Source organism: Streptomyces sp. NPDC002623 (assembly GCF_053592635.1).
On sequence record NZ_JBSFWB010000008.1, the window covers coordinates 1 to 16,177 of the forward strand.

Sequence of the window (16,177 nt, forward strand, 5' to 3'; positions counted from 1 at the left end):
GTACGAGCAGCAGGTCGTGTGGACCGTCGTCGGCACCGACATCGGTCCGCTGCTGCTGGCGCTGACGGAATCCGTCAGGCCACGCCCCTGTCGCAAATCGCCGAACAGGTTGCCGCTCAGCCACTCAGCCGCTCAGCCGCTCAGTCGCTCAGTCGCTCAGTCGCTCAGCGCTTGACGAGCTTCCAGGCCGTCGGCAGCAGGCCCATCGCCAGGAGCGCCTTGAGGGCGTCGCCGATCAGGAACGGTGTGAGGCCGGCCGCGATCGCGGCGGAGGCGGAGATGTCCGCGGCGTAGGCCAGGTACGGGACGCCGACGGCGTAGATGATCGCCTCGCCCAGCAGCATCGCGCCCGCCGTGCGCAGCACGGAGCGGTCGGCGCCGCGGCGGGCCAGCGCGCCCACGGCGGCGGAGGCGAGGATCATGCCGAGGATGTAGCCGAAGGAGACGCTGAGGCCCGAGGCGCCGTCGGCGAACCACGGCACGCCGGCGAGCCCGGCCAGCGCGTACACGGCGAGCGCGGAGACTCCTCGGCGGGTGCCGAGGGTCGTGCCGACGAGCAGCGCGGCGAAGGTCTGGCCGGTCACCGGGACCGGGGTGCCGGGGACCGGGACCGCGATCTGGGCCGCGAGGCCGGTCAGCGCGGCGCCGCCGAGCACGAGCGCGATGTCCCGGACACGGGAGGCGGGGAGCAGGTCGGCGAGGACCTGCCCGGGACGGGCGGCGGTGACGGCGGCGGTGCTCATGGGGACTCCGCGGGGTGGGGACGGTCGGGGACACCGCGACGCTATCCCAGCGATCACGGGCCGCTCACCGTCAGCGCTCGACAAAGGGGGGAACATGACCTTGGTCGGCTTCGGACAAAGGATGCGGGTTACACCCGGTACGGCGTGACGCCGATCACTGAGGTGGGGATGTTTCGCTCACCTTGCGGCAAGACGGCAGGATTGTGTGTTCCCACCAAAGGAATCCTAGTGGTCTGGTCGGATTCACCTTTCCTGCCCTACGCTTCCGGCCATGGTTGCCCAGGCCCAGGCCCTGAACTTCTCGTCGCGTCGCCATGTCGACCTGCGACGCGTAGGCGCTGCCGCCTGTCGCCCTCCGGTGTGAGGCAGGCGGAGTCGGTCACCCGGCGCGCCGTGCCTCACGGACGGCGCAGTGTCGGACCGGCTCCCGACTTCCGAGGAAGTTCCCCATGGCTCCCATGCCCCGTACCGCGGCTCCCCCCGCCCGGACCTCTCCCGTCGCCCACCGGGTCGCCGACAGCGACCGGCGGCGCACCAGTGCCAGCGTGATCCTGCGGTCCGTGCTGGAGCACGGGCCGGTCGCGCGCTCCACCATCGCCCGGCTGACCGGGCTGTCCCCCGCCTCCGTCACCGACCACTGCGCCCGGCTCACCGGGCTCGGGCTGATCCGGGAGGCGGCCGCGCCCCGGCGCAGCAACGGGGTGGGCCGTCCACACGTTCCCGTGGACCTGGACGACTCCCGGCTGGTGGTGGGCGGGGTGCATGTGGCGGTGCCGTACACGACCGTCTCGCTGCTGGATCTGCGGGGACGGGTGGTGGCGCGGCGGGAGTTGAGGCACCAAAGCCTCGAACCGTCCGAGGTGCTGGCACGGGCCGCCGACGGGCTCGGCGCGCTGCTGGGCGAGGCGCCCGGCTGCCTGGCCCTCGGCGCGGGGGTCGCCGTGGGCGGCTGGGTGGACCGGGACTCGGGGACCGTCGTCGAGCATCCGCTGCTGGGCTGGCGGGACGTGCCCGTGCGGGAGACCCTGGCCGCCCGCAGCGGGCTGACGGTCCATGTGGACGGGCATGCGCGGGCGTTGGTCAACGCGGAGCGGCTGTTCGGACGGGCGCGCGGCAGCCGGAGCCTGCTGCAGCTGTTCGTCGGGAACGTGGTCGACGCGGCGTTCGCCACCAACGACGAGGTGCACCACGGGCCGCGTTCGCAGGCGGGCGCCATCGCGCATCTGCCGTTGGCCGGCGGCAGCGAGCCCTGCGACTGCGGACGCGTCGGCTGCCTCCAGGCGGAGCTGAGCGAGCGGACGTTGTGCCGGCGGGCCGCGGCGGCAGGGGTGATCGACGGGGTCAACCCGATGCATGTGCTCGCCGCTGCGAAGGCCGGGGACCCGGTCGCCGTCCGGCTGCTGCGGGAGCGGGCGCGGATGGTGGGGCGGGCGGCCGGGCTGCTGCTGGACGTGCTCAATCCGGAGCGGGTCGTCGTCACCGAGGTGGGCGTGCTGTTCCGGGAGGACTGCCTGGCCGCACTGCGCGACGAGGTCGGGTCGGAGCGCGCGGACTGTGTCCTGCCCGCGAGTTTCGGGGACTCCGTGCTGGCCGTGGCGGGCGGCGCGGTGGCTCTGGACGTGCTGTACCGGGATCCGCTCAGCTCCTCGCCGGGGCGCAATACTCTGCCCGCCGCGCCCGGTTAATTCAGAAACTCCGAATGTTGACAGGCCTTGCCCGAGGACGGGAATATCGTTCCATGAGCTGTCGCACCTTCTGTTGCTGACGCCCCGGTGCGCCGGGAGCGCGCCCTTCTCTTCTCTCTCTGCCTTGCATCTCAGCCTTGCTTGCTCCGCCTTTCATGCGTGAGCTTTCTTTGTCGGGCCATGGTGCACCCGTAATTCCGCACGCCTTTCCTTCGTATTCCCCTGGGGGTTCTCCCATGCCCGTTTCCCGTGCGTCCGGTGTCGACCGACGTCTCTTCCTCGCTTCTCTGCTCGGTGCCGCCGCCGGGGTCGCGGGGCTCAGCGGCTGCGCCGAGAGCAGCGCCGCCACCGGCGGCGAGGGCGCCTCCACGGCTCCGCTCGCCGACAAGGTGCCCGCCGGCACAAGCCTGAAAATCGCGTCCTTCCAGGGCGTGCAGCAGTTGCAGTTGAAGCTGGCGAATCTGCCCGAACTGCCCTTCACAGTGTCGAGCTGGCTGAACATCGGGGCCGGTCCCGATGTCATCAACGCCTTCCGCGCGAAGTCCCTGGACGTCGCCAACAATGCGGGTATTCCGCCGATCCAAGCGCATTACCAGGGCTTCGACGCGAAGATCGTCGCGATCAACATCACGCGCAAGCCGAACTACGTCTTCGCCACCAAGCCGGGCAGCGACATCGAGACCGTCGACGGCTTCCGCGGAAAGAAGCTGGCGTTCTCCCAGGGCCAGGCGCAGGGCGTCGTCCTGCTGCGGGCGCTGAAGAAGGCCGGTCTGAAGTACGACGACGTGAAGCTGGTCCCGCTGACCAGCAACCAGTTCCTCACCGCCCTTCAGTCGGGCCAGGTGGACATCGCCCCGCTCGGCAACACCCAGTCGCCCGCGTACCTCAAGCAGTACGAGTCCAAGGGTGCCCGCATCATCACCACCGACGTCGTCGACCTGCTCAGCCTGCTGTGGGCGCCGACGTCCGTGCTGAACGACAAGGCGAAGGCCGCCGCCGTCGCCGCGTACATCCCGCAGTGGGCTCAGGGCCTGGTGTGGAGCTACGAGAACCCGGACGTCTGGAACGAGGAGTTCTACGTCAAGACACAGAACCTGACCCTCGACCAGGCCAAGTCGATCACGGCACTCGCCAACAAGCCGCTGTTCCCGCCGAGTTGGGACGAGGCCATCAAGTGGGAGCAGGAGACCGCGGACCTCCTCGCGGACGGCGGCTTCGTGAAGAAGTTCGACGTCTCCTCGCTCTTCGACCACCGCTTCGAGGGCATCGCCGCGAAGTCCGTAGCCGCCGAGTACCGGAGTTGACCGCCATGACCACCACCACCGCACTGGGCACGGCCCCCGTCGTCACCGTCGACGACGACACCCCCGGCCGCCCCCGCCGGCGACGGCGTCGCGGCCTCGCCCCCGGCCGCCGGCTGCCCGCCGTCCGTCTCGTCGGGCCCCTGCTGCTCATCGTCCTGTGGGCGGTCGCCTCGGCGGCCGGGCAACTGGACACCGGCGCGATCCCCGCGCCGTGGACCGTACTGGAGACCGGCGTCCACCTGTGGACCGACGGGACGCTGACCACCGACATCCTCACCTCGCTGGAACGCGCCGGGTACGGCTTCGCGATCGGTCTGACCGCCGGGGTCACGCTCGCGCTGGCCTCCGGGCTGAGCCGGACCGGTGAGGCGCTGATCGACGGAACCGTGCAGCTCAACCGGGCGATCCCGACCCTCGGCCTGATCCCGCTGTTCATCCTCTGGCTGGGCATCGGCGAGACCTTCAAGATCGCGATCATCGCCATCGTCGTCTACATCCCGATCTACCTCAACACGCATGCCGCGCTGTCCGGCATCGACCACCGGTTCGTCGAACTCGCCGAGGTGCAGGGCCTGTCGAAGGTCCAGTTCATCCGGCAGATCGTGATCCCCGGCGCGCTGCCCGGATTCTTCGTGGGACTCCGGCTCGGGGTGACCGGCTCCTGGCTGGGGCTGGTGGTCCTGGAGCAGATCAACGCCACCAGCGGCCTCGGCTACCTGATGTTCCAGGCCCAGAACTACGGCCAGTCCGACGTCATCCTCGTCGGACTCCTCATCTACGGCGTCTTCGGACTGATCTCCGACAGCGCGGTCCGTATCGTCGAACGGAGGGTGCTGTCGTGGCGCCGCACACTGAGCAACTGACCCGACCCGCCGTTCAACTGCGCGGGCTGACCCGGTCGTTCGACGGACGCACGGTCCTCGACGGCATCGACCTCGACATCCCCGCCGGCCAGTTCGTGGCGCTCCTCGGGCACAGCGGGTCCGGCAAGTCCACCCTGCTGCGAGCGGTCGCCGACCTCGACCACGAGGTCGTCGGCAGCGGGCAGCTCACCGCCCCCGAGCGGGTGTCGGTGGTCTTCCAGGACTCCCGGCTGCTGCCCTGGCGACGGGTGCTGGACAACGTCCTGCTCGGGCTGGACGGCAAGGAGGCCGGCCGGAAGGGACGGGCCGCCCTCGCCGAGGTGGGCCTCGGCGGCCGGGAGCGGGCATGGCCCAACGAGCTGTCCGGCGGCGAGGCGCAGCGGGCGGCGCTGGCTCGCTCGCTGGTCCGCGAGCCCGAGCTGCTTCTTGCCGATGAGCCGTTCGGGGCGCTGGACGCGCTCACCCGGATCAAGATGCATGCGCTGCTGCGTGAGCTGTGGGAGCGGCACAAGCCGTCCGTGCTGCTCGTCACCCACGACGTGGACGAGGCGATCGTGCTCGCCGATCGGGTCCTCGTCCTCGAGCACGGACGCATCGGGCTCGATCTGACGATCGATCGGCCGCATCCTCGCTCGTATCGCGATCCGTTGCTGGGGGAGTACCGGGAGCGGTTGTTGGCGGCGCTGGGTGTGACGGAGGACGTGGGGTGAGCGTCTGCTGGGGGCTGCGCCCCCAGACCCCCCTTCGGCCCTGAACGGGCCTCGTCCTCAAACGCCGGACAGGCTAAAACAACCAAAGGACCTCGCCCATGCCCCGCCACCTCCACCTCAACGCGTTCCTCATGAGCACCGGTCATCATGAAGCCTCCTGGCGGCTTCCGGAGAGTGATCCGTTCGCTCATGTGGAGCTGGATCACTATGTCCATCTGGCCCGGATCGCCGAGCGCGGCACCTTCGACTCGCTGTTTCTCGCCGACGGGCCTCAGCTCTGGGGCAACATCGCCCAGCGTCCAGCCGGCGCCCTGGAGCCGCTCACGCTGCTCACCGCGCTGGCGACCGCGACTCAGCACATCGGGCTGATCGCCACCGCGTCCACGTCCTACAACTCCCCCTACAACCTGGCCCGCAAGTTCGCCTCGCTGGACATCATCAGCGCGGGCCGGGCCGGTTGGAACATCGTCACCACGGCCGGCGCCGAGGCCGCCCGCAACTTCGGGCTCGACGCCGAGCCCGCGCACGCCGAGCGGTACGCCCGCGCCGCCGAGTTCCTCGACGTGGCCCTGAAGCTCTGGGACAGCTGGGAGGACGATGCGATCGTCGCCGACAAGGCGTCCGGCGTCTGGGGCGACGACGACAAGATCCACCCGCCCCGGCACCAGGGCACCTACTTCAGCGTCGAGGGCGCCCTCAACGTCCCGCGCTCGCCGCAGGGTTACCCGCTGCTCGTGCAGGCGGGGTCGAGCGAGGACGGGAAGGCGTTCGCCGCCCGGTACGCGGAGGCGGTGTTCACCGCGCAGCAGACCGTCGAGGACGCGCAGGCGTTCTACGCCGACCTCAAGTCCCGTACGGCGGCGGCCGGTCGCGACCCCGACCACATCAAGGTGCTGCCGGGGATCGTGCCGGTGATCGGCTCGACGGAGGCGGAGGCGCGGGCGCACGAGCAGGTCCTCGAGGATCACATCGTCCACTCGCACGGTGTGGGCAATCTGGAGAGGCTGCTCCAACTGCCCGCCGGATCACTGGAGTTGGATGCCCAGCTTCCGGCCGATCTGCCTCCCGAGAGCGCGATCGAGGGCGCCAAGAGCCGCTACACGCTCATCGTCGAACTCGCCCGGCGGGAGCGGCTCACCGTGCGGCAGCTGATCGGGCGGCTCGGCGGCGGACGGGGGCACCTCACCTTCGCGGGGACGCCCGAGCAGGTCGCCGACGCGATCGAGACCTGGTTCACCCAGGGTGCCGCCGACGGCTTCAACATCATGCCCGCGGTGCTGCCCTCCGGCCTGGACGCCTTCGTCGACCACGTCGTCCCGATCCTGCGTGCCCGCGGTCTGCTCCGCACGGAATACGGGCCGCGTCAGACCCTGCGCGAGAGGTACGGCCTCCCGCGCCCCGCCAACCAGCACATCAGCCCCGCACCCGCACCCGCCCTCGTCTGAAAGGACCCGCACGTGTCCGTCATCGAAATCCAGAAGGTCACCGCCAATATCGGCGCCCGGGTGTCCGGCGTCGACATCTCCAAGCCCCTCGACGAGGAGCAGGTCGCCGCGATCCGCGAGGCCCTCAACGTCCACAAGGCTCTGGTCTTCGACGAGGTGAACCTCGACGACGCGAGCCAGCAGGCCTTCGTCCGTCACTTCGGCGACCTGACCACCGCCCACCCGACGGTCGGGTCCGTCGACTCCGCGCCGAACGTGCTGCCCGTCGACAGTGAGCGCGGCCGGGCCGCCAACCACTGGCACACCGACGTCACGTTCGTCCTCAACCCGCCGCAGGCCAGCACCCTGCGCAGCATCACGATCCCGCCGTACGGCGGCGAGACGCTGATCGCCAGCTCCGCCGCCGCCTACCGCGACCTGCCGGAGTCCCTGCGCCGGCTGGCCGACACCCTGTGGGCGGAGCACACCAACGACTACGACTACGCGGTGCCGGCCGAGGAGCTCGACGAGGAGCAGGCCGCCCAGCGCGCCCGGTTCACGTCGATCAAGTACCGCACGGTCCACCCGGTGGTCCGCGTCCATCCGCTGACCGGCGAGCGCGGACTGTTCATCGGCGGCTTCGCGCAGCGGATCGTGGGCCTGTCGCCGGCCGAGTCCCGCAAGATCCTCGACCTGCTCCAGGCGTACGTCACCCGGCCGGAGAACATCCTGCGCCACCGCTGGTCCGTGAACCAGCTCGTCCTGTTCGACAACCGCATCACCCAGCACTACGCCATCGACAACTACAACGGTCTGCCGCGCCGTCTGCACCGGGTGACCGTCGCCGGTGACGTGCCGGTCGGCATCGAGGGCAAGGAAAGCTACTCCATCGAGGGGGACGCGGCGCACTACACCTCCGTCGCGGCGTAGGCACTCTGCGCGACCGGCGTGTCCGGATACTGGGCAGTCCCTCCCTGTGAGCGGAGGGGCTGCCCAGACTATGGGCGTTTTTGCCCTTCTCACGTCGACGCATTGGACGAGCCGCGCCCATGCCCACCAGCACCAACGGCAATACCGGCACTACCAGCACCACCGGCACCACCGAAGCCACCGGCACCGCCGTCGAGGCTTCGCAGGAGTCTGACGCCAGCGCCCTCTCCCACGGCCTGAACAGCGCCACCTGTCGATGATCGCCCTCGGCGGCGTCATCGGCGCGGTCTCTTCGTCGGTTCGGGCGCGGGGATCGCCGCCGCCGGTCCGTCGATCGTCCTCGCCAACGTCTACGGCTCCTCGCGCATCGTGTACTCGCTGGTGGAGCGGGGTCAGGGGCCGCGGGTGCTGGGCCGGGTGTCGGGCGGCGCGCCGCGGATCGCGGTGCTCGCGTCCTGTGTCTTCGGGTTCGGCTGCGTGGTGGTGAGCCGCTGGCGTCCGGACGACGTCTTCCCCTGGCTGCTGAACATGATCGGCGCGGTGATCCTGGTCGTCTGGATCTTCATCGCGTTCTCCCAGCTGCGGCTGCGCGCCCGGCTGGAGCGGGCGGCGCCGGAGCGGCTCGTGGTGCGGATGTGGGCGTTCCCGGTGCTCACCTGGGTGGCGCTGGCGGGCATGGCGGCGATCCTCGTCCTGATGGCGCGGGAGCCGGGCACTCGGGTGCAGCTGTACTGGTCGGGCGGGATGACGGCGTTCCTGGCGGCCGTCGGGTACGCGTGGCAGCGGCGGCGGGCGGCCGCCGGCTGACCTCCGTCCTCCCCGGCTCCCCCCGGCTCCCCCATCGGCCCTCGCGTGGCGACACGCGAGGGCCTTCTCGTTCCCCGAACCTGTGGGCCGAACCTGTGGGCCGAGCCTGTTGCCCGGAACCCCCTTCTTATTGCTAGCCTGCACTTGCAAGTTGCTTGCAATAAGAGGTTTGAGGGGACCCCGCCATGCCCGTCTACACGCTGCCCGAACTGCCCTACGACTACTCCGCGCTCGCCCCCGTGATCAGCCCGGAGATCATCGAGCTGCACCACGACAAGCACCACGCGGCCTATGTGAAGGGCGCGAACGACACGCTGGAGCAGCTCGCGCAGGCGCGGGACAAGGAGTCGTGGGGCTCGATCAACGGCCTGGAGAAAAACCTGGCGTTCCATCTCTCCGGGCACATCCTGCACTCGATCTACTGGCAGAACATGACCGGCGACGGCGGCGGCGAGCCCCTCGCGGCGGACGGCGTCGGAGACCTGGCGGACGCGATCACCGAGTCCTTCGGCTCGTTCGCCGGCTTCAAGACCCAGCTGACCAAGGCCGCCGCGACCACCCAGGGCTCCGGCTGGGGCGTCCTCGCCTACGAGCCGCTCAGCGGCCGTCTGATCGTCGAGCAGGTCTACGACCACCAGGGCAACGTCGGCCAGGGCTCCGTGCCGATCCTCGTCTTCGACGCCTGGGAGCACGCCTTCTACCTCCAGTACAAGAACCAGAAGGTCGACTTCATCGACGCGATGTGGGCCGTCGTCAACTGGCAGGACGTGGCGAGGCGTTACGAGACGGCGAAGTCCCGCGCGGACGTTCTGCTGCTCGCGCCCTGACGGCCCGTGCGAAGCGTCCTGCCTCGTGATCGTCTTCTCACCCTTCACGCAGGCAGGCGGAATGAGGGAAGCCCCCGCGAGGACGTGACTCGCGGGGGCTCTCCATGAAATCAATCGACTCACCCACGGTGCGCATCGCGCGTTCCAGCGCCCGGCACGGCAGCCCGAGGTCGCGGAGGTGGCCGCGCCGGTCCGCCCCGCCGGCGGCCGGATCCTCATGGTCGAGGTGGCCCTGAAGGGCGAGGAGCGGGACGCCAAGAACAAGGTCGACGCGCTCACCGCGCAGACGGCGGCCGTCCAGAGCGCCCACCCGGAGCTGCTGCTCCAGGAGACCGGCAGCCCCTCCATCAGCAAGGGCGTCGACGAGCAGCGCGGGGACGATCTCGCGCTCTCCGAGAAGATCACCCTGCCGGTCACCCTGCTGACGCTGCTGGTCGTGTTCGGCTCGCTCACCATGGCCGCCGTGCCGCTGCTGCTGGCGCTGTCCTCGATCGCGGCGGCCGTCGGGCTGTCGATGGTCGCCTCGCACGTCTCCCCCGACACCGGGGGCGGCACCAACGTGATCCTGATGACGGTCTCGCCGTCGGCGTCGACTACACGCTCTTCTATCTGAAGCGCGAGCGCGAGGAACGGGCCCGCGGCGGGGGCCGGACCGGTTCGAAGGCGCTGGTCGAGCCGGCGGCGGCGACCTCGGGGCGGGCGGTGGTGGTCTCCGGGTTCGCGGTCGTCGCGTCGACCGCCACGCTGTACCTGGCCTCGGACGTCAGGACCGGGGTGGTGGCCCTGCTGGCCGGGGAGGACGGCATCGACCTGCGGATGCCGGTCCTCGACCGGGTCCGCACGACGACCGAGATCGTCGCCCGCCACCCGCGCACCCGGGTCCTGATCCTGACGACGTACGACACGGACGCGGACATCGAGCGCGGGGTGGAGGCCGGGGCCATCGGCTATCTGCTGAAGGACACCACGCGCGAGCAGCTCGTCGACGCGATCCGGGCGGCGGCGCGCGGGGAGACGGTGCTCGCGCCCCGGGTGGCGCAGAAGCTGGTCGCCCGGCTGCGGCGGCCGGTGCAGGAGGCGCTGACCGCCCGGGAGACGGACGTCCTCGGCGCGGTGGCCGACGGGCTGACCAACGCCGAGATCGGCCGCCGGCTCGTCATCGCCGAGGCGACCGTCAAGACCCATCTGCTGCGGCTGTTCGCCAAGCTGGACGTGAACGACCGGACCCGGGCGGTGGTGGTGGCCATGGAGCGGGGGCTGCTGCCCCCGCCGTAGCCCGGGGTCGGGCGGCCGGGATCAGGGCTTGCGGCCCAGGCCGCCGTGCTGGCCGATCGGGTGCGGGTCCGCGCCTGGGGCCGGACGCCACAGCGGCACGGACACCACGCCCGGCTCGACCATCTCCAGCCCCTCGAAGTAGCCCTCGATCTGCTCGACCGGACGCAGGAAGTAGGGGACCGCGCCGGTCTCGTTGTAGGCGTCCTGCGCCTGCTCGTAGGCGGGGTCGGTGCCCCGGGAGCCGTCGTTGACGCAGAGGTAGCTGCCCGAGGGCAGGCCGGCGAGCAGGGCGCGCACGAGGTCACGGGCGCGGTCGTAGCCGTCGACATGGCCGAGGATGCCGCTGAGGATCAGGGCGGTGGGGCGGGTGAGGTCGAGGGTCCGGCCGGCGGCCGCCAGGATGCCCTCGGGCTCGTACAGGTTCAGGTCCTCGTACGCCGTCACGCCCTCGGGGGCGGAGGTGAGCAGGGCGCGGGCGTGGGCGAGGACCAGCGGGTCGTTGTCGACGTAGACGATCCGCGACTCGGGGGCTAGGCGCTGGGCGACCTCATGGGTGTTGTCCACGGTGGGCAGCCCGGTGCCGACGTCGAGGAACTGGCGGACGCCCGCCTCCTCGACCAGGTAGCCGATGCTGCGGCCGAGGAAGGCGCGGCTGCTGCGCGCGATGGTCACGATGCCGGGGAAGACCGCGGTGTAGGCGTCGCCGGCCGCCTCGTCCACCGGGTAGTTGTCCTTGCCGCCCAGCCAGTAGTTCCAGATGCGGGCCGAATGGGGTACCGAGGTGTCGATCTCCGTCATGGAAGACATCGTGCCCCCGCGAGGGCTGCTCGCGGGGGCCTTGTCGCACAGATTTCGTTACAGGTTGCTGAAGTCCGGGCCCTTGGTACGGGTGCGCTTGATCTCGTAGAAGCCGGGGACCGACGCGACGGCGACGGTGCCGTCCCAGAGGCGGGCGGCCTCCTCGCCCTTGGGGGCGGGGGTGACGACCGGGCCGAAGAAGGCGATCTGCTCGCCGTCGGGGCCGGGGACGGCGATGACCGGGGTGCCGACGTCCTGGCCGACCTTCTCGATGCCCTCCTTGTGGGAGGCGCGCAGCTGGGCGTCGAACTCGAAGTCCGACTGCTCGGCGTACTCGATCAGGGACGCGGGCAGGCCGACGTCCTTGAGGGCGCCCGCAATGGCCTCCAGGGTCGCGCCCTCGCCGTTGTTGTGGATACGGGTGCCGAGCGCGGTGTACAGCGGGCCGAGGACGTCGGCGCCGTGCAGCTGCCAGGCGGCGGTGACCACGCGCACCGGCTGCCAGGCCTTGACCGCGAGCATCTCGCGGTACTCCTCGGGCAGCTCGTCGAGCTTGTTCTCGTTGAGGACGGCGAGGCTCATGATGTGCCAGCGGACCTCGATGTCGCGGACCTTCTCGACTTCCAGGACCCAGCGGGAGGTCATCCAGGCCCAGGGGCACAGCGGGTCGAACCAGAAGTCGACGGGCGTCTTCTCCGACATGTCTCTCCTCAGAAGGTCCTCAGCAACTCAATTCCTCACGTCAACACCGTCGCCCGTGCCGCACATTCCCTGCTGCCCGGCGTCAGGGGCGCATGGCAGGATCGCTGCTGACCACGAGATCCATCCCATGACGTGCCGAGGGAGTACCGCCCGTGCCCGGTGAGAACCTGTCCCGCGACGAGGCCCGGGAGCGGGCCGCCCTGTTGTCCGTCGACGGGTACGACGTGTCCCTCGACATCCGGTCGGCGGTGGGCGAGGAGGCGGGAGAACGCACCTTCCGGTCGGTCACCACGCTGCGCTTCCGCTGCAACGAGCCCGGCGCGTCGAGCTTCGCGGACCTGATCGCGCCGAGCGTGACGGCCGTCTCCCTCAACGGCCGCGATCTCGACCCCGGCGAGGTCTTCGACGGCGCCCGGATCCTCCTCGACGACCTGGCCGCGGAGAACGAGCTGGTCGTCGACGCGAGGTGCGCCTACTCCCGCACCGGCGAGGGCCTGCACCGCTTCGTCGACCCCGAGGACGGCGAGGTGTACCTGTACACGCAGTACGAGCCGGCCGACGCCCGCCGGGTCTTCGCCAATTTCGAGCAGCCGGACCTCAAGGCCCCGTTCCGCTTCGAGGTGCGCGCGCCCGAGGGATGGACGGTGTGGAGCAACGGCGCCGGCGAGCGGGCGGACGGGGTGTGGCGGTTCGCGGAGACGAAGCCGATCTCGACGTACATCACCTGTGTGGTGGCCGGTCCGTACCACTACGTGACGGACACCTACAGCCGTGACCTGGGCGACGGCACGACGCTGGAGATCCCCCTCGGCGCGATGTGCCGCAAGGGGCTCGCGCCCCACTTCGATCCCGAAGACGTCTTCCTGATCACCAAGCAGGGCCTGGACTTCTTCCACGACCGCTTCGACTACCCGTACCCCTTCGGGAAGTACGACCAGGCGTTCGTCCCCGAGTACAACCTCGGCGCGATGGAGAACCCGGGCCTGGTGACCTTCCGCGAGGAGTACGTCTTCCGGGGGAAGGTGACACGGGCCTCGTACGAGGCGCGGGCGAACGTCATCCTGCACGAGATGGCGCACATGTGGTTCGGCGACCTGGTCACCATGCAGTGGTGGGACGACCTGTGGCTGAAGGAGTCCTTCGCGGACTTCATGGGCGCGTTCGCGCTGGTCGGCGCGACCCGCTTCACCGACGGCTGGATCACCTTCGCCAACCGCCGCAAGGCCTGGGCGTACCGGGCCGACCAGCTGCCCTCCACGCACCCGGTCACGGCCGACATCCGCGACCTCCAGGACGCCAAGCTCAACTTCGACGGCATCACGTACGCCAAGGGCGCGTCCGTCCTGAAGCAGTTGGTGGCGTACGTCGGGCAGGACGCGTTCCTGGAGGGCGCCCGCCGCTACTTCAAGCGGCACGCGTACGGGAACACCCGCCTCGGCGATCTGCTCTCGGTGCTCGCCGAGACCAGCGGCCGGGACATGGCCGTATGGGCGCGGTCCTGGCTGCAGACGGCCGGCGTGAACTCGCTGACCCCGCAGGTGCTGCTGGACCCGGCGGGCCGGGTGAGCGAGCTGGCCGTGCTCCAGGAGGCCGCTGCAATCGCCCCGGCGGAGCACCCCGAGCTGCGGCCGCACCGGGTGGCGATCGGCCTCTACCGGCTCCGGGAAGGCCGTCTCGTGCGGTACGCGCGTGCCGAGACGGACGTCGACGGCCCCCGTACGGTCGTCGCGGAGCTGGCCGGCGCCGAGGCGCCCGAGCTGGTGCTGGTCAACGACGACGACCTCACGTACTGCAAGATCCGGTTCGACGAGACCTCGCTCGCCACCCTGCGCGAGCACCTGGGCTCGACGACCGACCCGCTGGCCCGCGCCCTGTGCTGGTCGGCCCTGTGGAACATGACCCGGGACGCGCTGCTGTCCGCGTCCGACTTCGTGGACCTGGTGACACGGTTCGCGCACCGCGAGTCCGACATCGGCGTCCTGCAGATGCTGCACGCGTGGGCGAACTCGGCGCTGGTCCACTACGCGCCCGAGCAGTGGCGACCGACGGGCGGGCGGATCCTCGCCGACATGGCGCTGCGGGATCTGCGGGCGGCCGAGCCGGGCAGCGAGCACCAGCTGGCCTGGGCGCGGTTCTTCGCGTCGGTCGCGTCCTCCGGCTCCGACTTCGAGCTGCTCCAGGGGCTGCTGGACGGCACGGCGAAGATCGACGGGCTGGAGGTCGACCAGGAGCTGCGCTGGACGTTCCTGGAGCCGCTGGTGGCGCACGGCGTCGCGGACGAGTCGGCGACGGCGGCCGAGCTGGCCCGCGACGACACCGCGTCCGGCAAGCGCCACCAGGTGCGCTGCCTCGCCGCGCGTCCGTCGGCGGCGGTCAAGGCGCAGGCGTGGGCGCAGCTGGTGGAGTCGGACACGCTGTCCAACGCGCTGGTGGAGGCGACGATCGCGGGCTTCGACCAGCCCTCGCAGCGGGAGCTGCTCGCGCCGTACGCGGAGAAGTACTTCGCGTCGATCGAGCGCATCTGGTCGGAACGCTCCATCCAGATCGCGATGCACGTCGTCCGGGGCCTGTTCCCGTCGCTGCAGGACTCGCCGCAGACGCTGGCGGCGGCGGACGCGTGGCTGACGGCGCACGGGTCGGCGGCCCCGGCGCTGCGCCGCCTGGTGCTGGAGGCGCAGGACGACCTGGCGCGGGCGCTGCGGGCGCAGGCGGCCGGCGCGGAGGCCGCAGCCGGGCAGTAGAAAGCCGAGCAGTAGAAGTACGGCCGATCTTTGGCCATGAATTCCGCCCACGGTCACCGTTACGGAATTCAGTCAATCAGAACCGTAACCCCTGGCTCCCCCGTTCGGGACCAGGGGTTTTCGGCGCCTACTCGGCATCCGAACACCCGTCCTTTAGGGCGAGCTTGTCCGGATTTGTCGACGGGCGTGTAACAGCGGTTATGCGGCCGTCCGAGCGCGGAATCCCCGTTGCATGAACCACAACACCCCGCTCCCCCAGGTCCCCTCGGCGTCCCCCCGCCCGGTCCGTCATCTGTCGGACGTGCAGCGCCGTGTCACCACGGCGGCCCAGCTCCGCTCGCAGGGCGTCGCGCCGGCCGAGGCGAACGAGCAGTGCCGGCCCGGCGGGCCCTGGCAGCAGCTCCTCCCCGGTGTGTACCTGCTCCACCCGGGCCCGCCGACCAGCGAGGAGCGGCTGCACGCGGTGCTGATGTACGCGGCCCGCGAGGGGACGGCGCCCGGGGTGCCGGTCCAGCCGGGGTCCGGGGAGCCGCACCGGCCGGTGTACAGGGAGGCGATGATCACGGGTCTGGCCGCGCTGAACCTGCACGGCCTGTCCTGCGCTCCGCCGCTGCTGTCCCTGGAGCACATCGACGTCCTGGTCCCGCGGCTGCGCCGGCTGCGCTCGACGGGCTGCGCGCACATCGTCCGCACGGCCTCGCTGCCGGCTCCCGAGCAGGCGACGGGGGTTCCGGTGGCGCCGGTGCCGCGCGCGCTGGCCGACGCGGTGGCGCAGCTGACGGACGCGGGGGTGGTACGACGGCTGCTGTCGGAGGCGGTGCGCGGGGGGCACTGCGAACCGGCGGCCGTGGTACGGGAGTTGAACGAGGCGAAGCTGCTGAGCCGGCCGCATGTGGTGGACGCCGTGGACTCGCTGCTCGCGGAGGGGCGCGCGATCGCGGAGGACCGGCTGTACACGATGGTCGTCGAGCACGGTCTGCCCGACCCGGTGTGGAACGTGGACCTCCGGCTGCCGGGCGGGCCCCACCTGGGCGGCCTGGACGCGTACTGGCCGGAGCAGGCGGTCGCGGTGGAGCTGGACACCCGGGCCCCGCGCCAGGACGAGGACGCGCTGTGGTCCGAGTACGCCCGTAAGCGGGAGCACTTCGAGCGCCTGGGCATCACGGTCGTGTACATCACGCCGAAGAAGCTGCGGGTCTCGATCGAGCAGCAGGCCGCGGTGGTCCGCACGGCCCTGATGGCCGCGGGCGACCGGGACCCGGCCGCGTATGTCGTGGTGCTGCCCCGGTAGGAGGGGGATCGGGGAGGCATCAGGAGGGGAGAGGAGGGCCGCCGGGCGCCGGCGGCCCTCCTCGGCAGTGCCCGTGC

15 protein-coding genes and 1 pseudogene are annotated in these 16,177 nt (G+C 70.9%); 13 read left to right on the forward strand and 3 right to left on the reverse strand.

The window, feature by feature from the left end; genetic code table 11:
• Positions 1–164: 164 nt before the first annotated feature.
• A complete protein-coding gene (locus tag ACWD4O_RS16270) occupies positions 165–743 on the reverse strand; it encodes a biotin transporter BioY (RefSeq protein ID WP_451280336.1) in 579 nt (192 codons plus the stop codon).
• A gap of 458 nt (positions 744–1,201) precedes the next feature.
• Here ACWD4O_RS16270 and ACWD4O_RS16275 point away from each other — a divergent pair, with 458 nt between their 5' ends.
• From ACWD4O_RS16275 to ACWD4O_RS16325, 11 genes and pseudogenes are all read left to right on the forward strand, one after another.
• A complete protein-coding gene (locus ACWD4O_RS16275; protein WP_451280855.1) occupies positions 1,202–2,428 on the forward strand; it encodes an ROK family protein in 1,227 nt (408 codons plus the stop codon).
• Between the two features lie 236 nt (positions 2,429–2,664).
• Positions 2,665–3,732, forward strand: a complete 1,068-nt coding sequence (locus ACWD4O_RS16280; RefSeq protein ID WP_451280338.1) for an ABC transporter substrate-binding protein — start codon at positions 2,665–2,667, stop codon at positions 3,730–3,732.
• The gene (locus tag ACWD4O_RS16285; RefSeq protein WP_451280340.1) at positions 3,729–4,595 is read left to right on the forward strand and encodes an ABC transporter permease; all 867 of its coding nucleotides are present in this window, start codon (positions 3,729–3,731) and stop codon (positions 4,593–4,595) included. The genes ACWD4O_RS16280 and ACWD4O_RS16285 overlap by 4 nt, the downstream gene beginning before the upstream one ends.
• The gene (locus tag ACWD4O_RS16290) at positions 4,571–5,305 is read left to right on the forward strand and encodes an ABC transporter ATP-binding protein (protein ID WP_451280342.1); all 735 of its coding nucleotides are present in this window, start codon (positions 4,571–4,573) and stop codon (positions 5,303–5,305) included. The genes ACWD4O_RS16285 and ACWD4O_RS16290 overlap by 25 nt, the downstream gene beginning before the upstream one ends.
• Positions 5,306–5,403: 98 nt before the next feature.
• Entirely contained in the window at positions 5,404–6,750 is a 1,347-nt protein-coding gene (locus ACWD4O_RS16295) for an LLM class flavin-dependent oxidoreductase (RefSeq protein ID WP_451280344.1), read from the forward strand.
• A gap of 12 nt (positions 6,751–6,762) precedes the next feature.
• A complete protein-coding gene (locus ACWD4O_RS16300) occupies positions 6,763–7,659 on the forward strand; it encodes a TauD/TfdA dioxygenase family protein (protein ID WP_451280345.1) in 897 nt (298 codons plus the stop codon).
• A 119-nt stretch (positions 7,660–7,778) separates the two neighbouring features.
• The gene (locus tag ACWD4O_RS16305; protein ID WP_451280347.1) at positions 7,779–7,919 is read left to right on the forward strand and encodes a hypothetical protein; all 141 of its coding nucleotides are present in this window, start codon (positions 7,779–7,781) and stop codon (positions 7,917–7,919) included.
• A 46-nt stretch (positions 7,920–7,965) separates the two neighbouring features.
• A pseudogene (locus ACWD4O_RS16310) lies at positions 7,966–8,466 on the forward strand (amino acid transporter); the annotation flags it as partial.
• Between the two features lie 185 nt (positions 8,467–8,651).
• Entirely contained in the window at positions 8,652–9,293 is a 642-nt protein-coding gene (locus ACWD4O_RS16315; protein ID WP_451280349.1) for a superoxide dismutase, read from the forward strand.
• A 178-nt stretch (positions 9,294–9,471) separates the two neighbouring features.
• Entirely contained in the window at positions 9,472–9,906 is a 435-nt protein-coding gene (locus ACWD4O_RS16320) for an MMPL family transporter (RefSeq protein ID WP_451280350.1), read from the forward strand.
• Entirely contained in the window at positions 9,903–10,568 is a 666-nt protein-coding gene (locus ACWD4O_RS16325) for a LuxR C-terminal-related transcriptional regulator (RefSeq protein WP_451280857.1), read from the forward strand. The genes ACWD4O_RS16320 and ACWD4O_RS16325 overlap by 4 nt, the downstream gene beginning before the upstream one ends.
• Before the next feature lie 21 nt (positions 10,569–10,589).
• Here the strand turns inward: ACWD4O_RS16325 and ACWD4O_RS16330 are convergent, their stop codons facing one another.
• A complete protein-coding gene (locus tag ACWD4O_RS16330) occupies positions 10,590–11,366 on the reverse strand; it encodes an SAM-dependent methyltransferase (RefSeq protein ID WP_451280352.1) in 777 nt (258 codons plus the stop codon).
• A 57-nt stretch (positions 11,367–11,423) separates the two neighbouring features.
• Entirely contained in the window at positions 11,424–12,068 is a 645-nt protein-coding gene (locus tag ACWD4O_RS16335; protein ID WP_451280354.1) for a mycothiol-dependent nitroreductase Rv2466c family protein, read from the reverse strand.
• A 152-nt stretch (positions 12,069–12,220) separates the two neighbouring features.
• Between ACWD4O_RS16335 and pepN the strand changes: the two genes are divergently transcribed.
• Both pepN and ACWD4O_RS16345 read left to right on the forward strand, forming a co-directional pair.
• Entirely contained in the window at positions 12,221–14,809 is a 2,589-nt protein-coding gene (gene pepN / locus ACWD4O_RS16340; RefSeq protein ID WP_451280356.1) for an aminopeptidase N, read from the forward strand.
• A 232-nt stretch (positions 14,810–15,041) separates the two neighbouring features.
• The gene (locus ACWD4O_RS16345) at positions 15,042–16,100 is read left to right on the forward strand and encodes a hypothetical protein (protein ID WP_451280357.1); all 1,059 of its coding nucleotides are present in this window, start codon (positions 15,042–15,044) and stop codon (positions 16,098–16,100) included.
• Positions 16,101–16,177 lie beyond the last annotated feature (77 nt).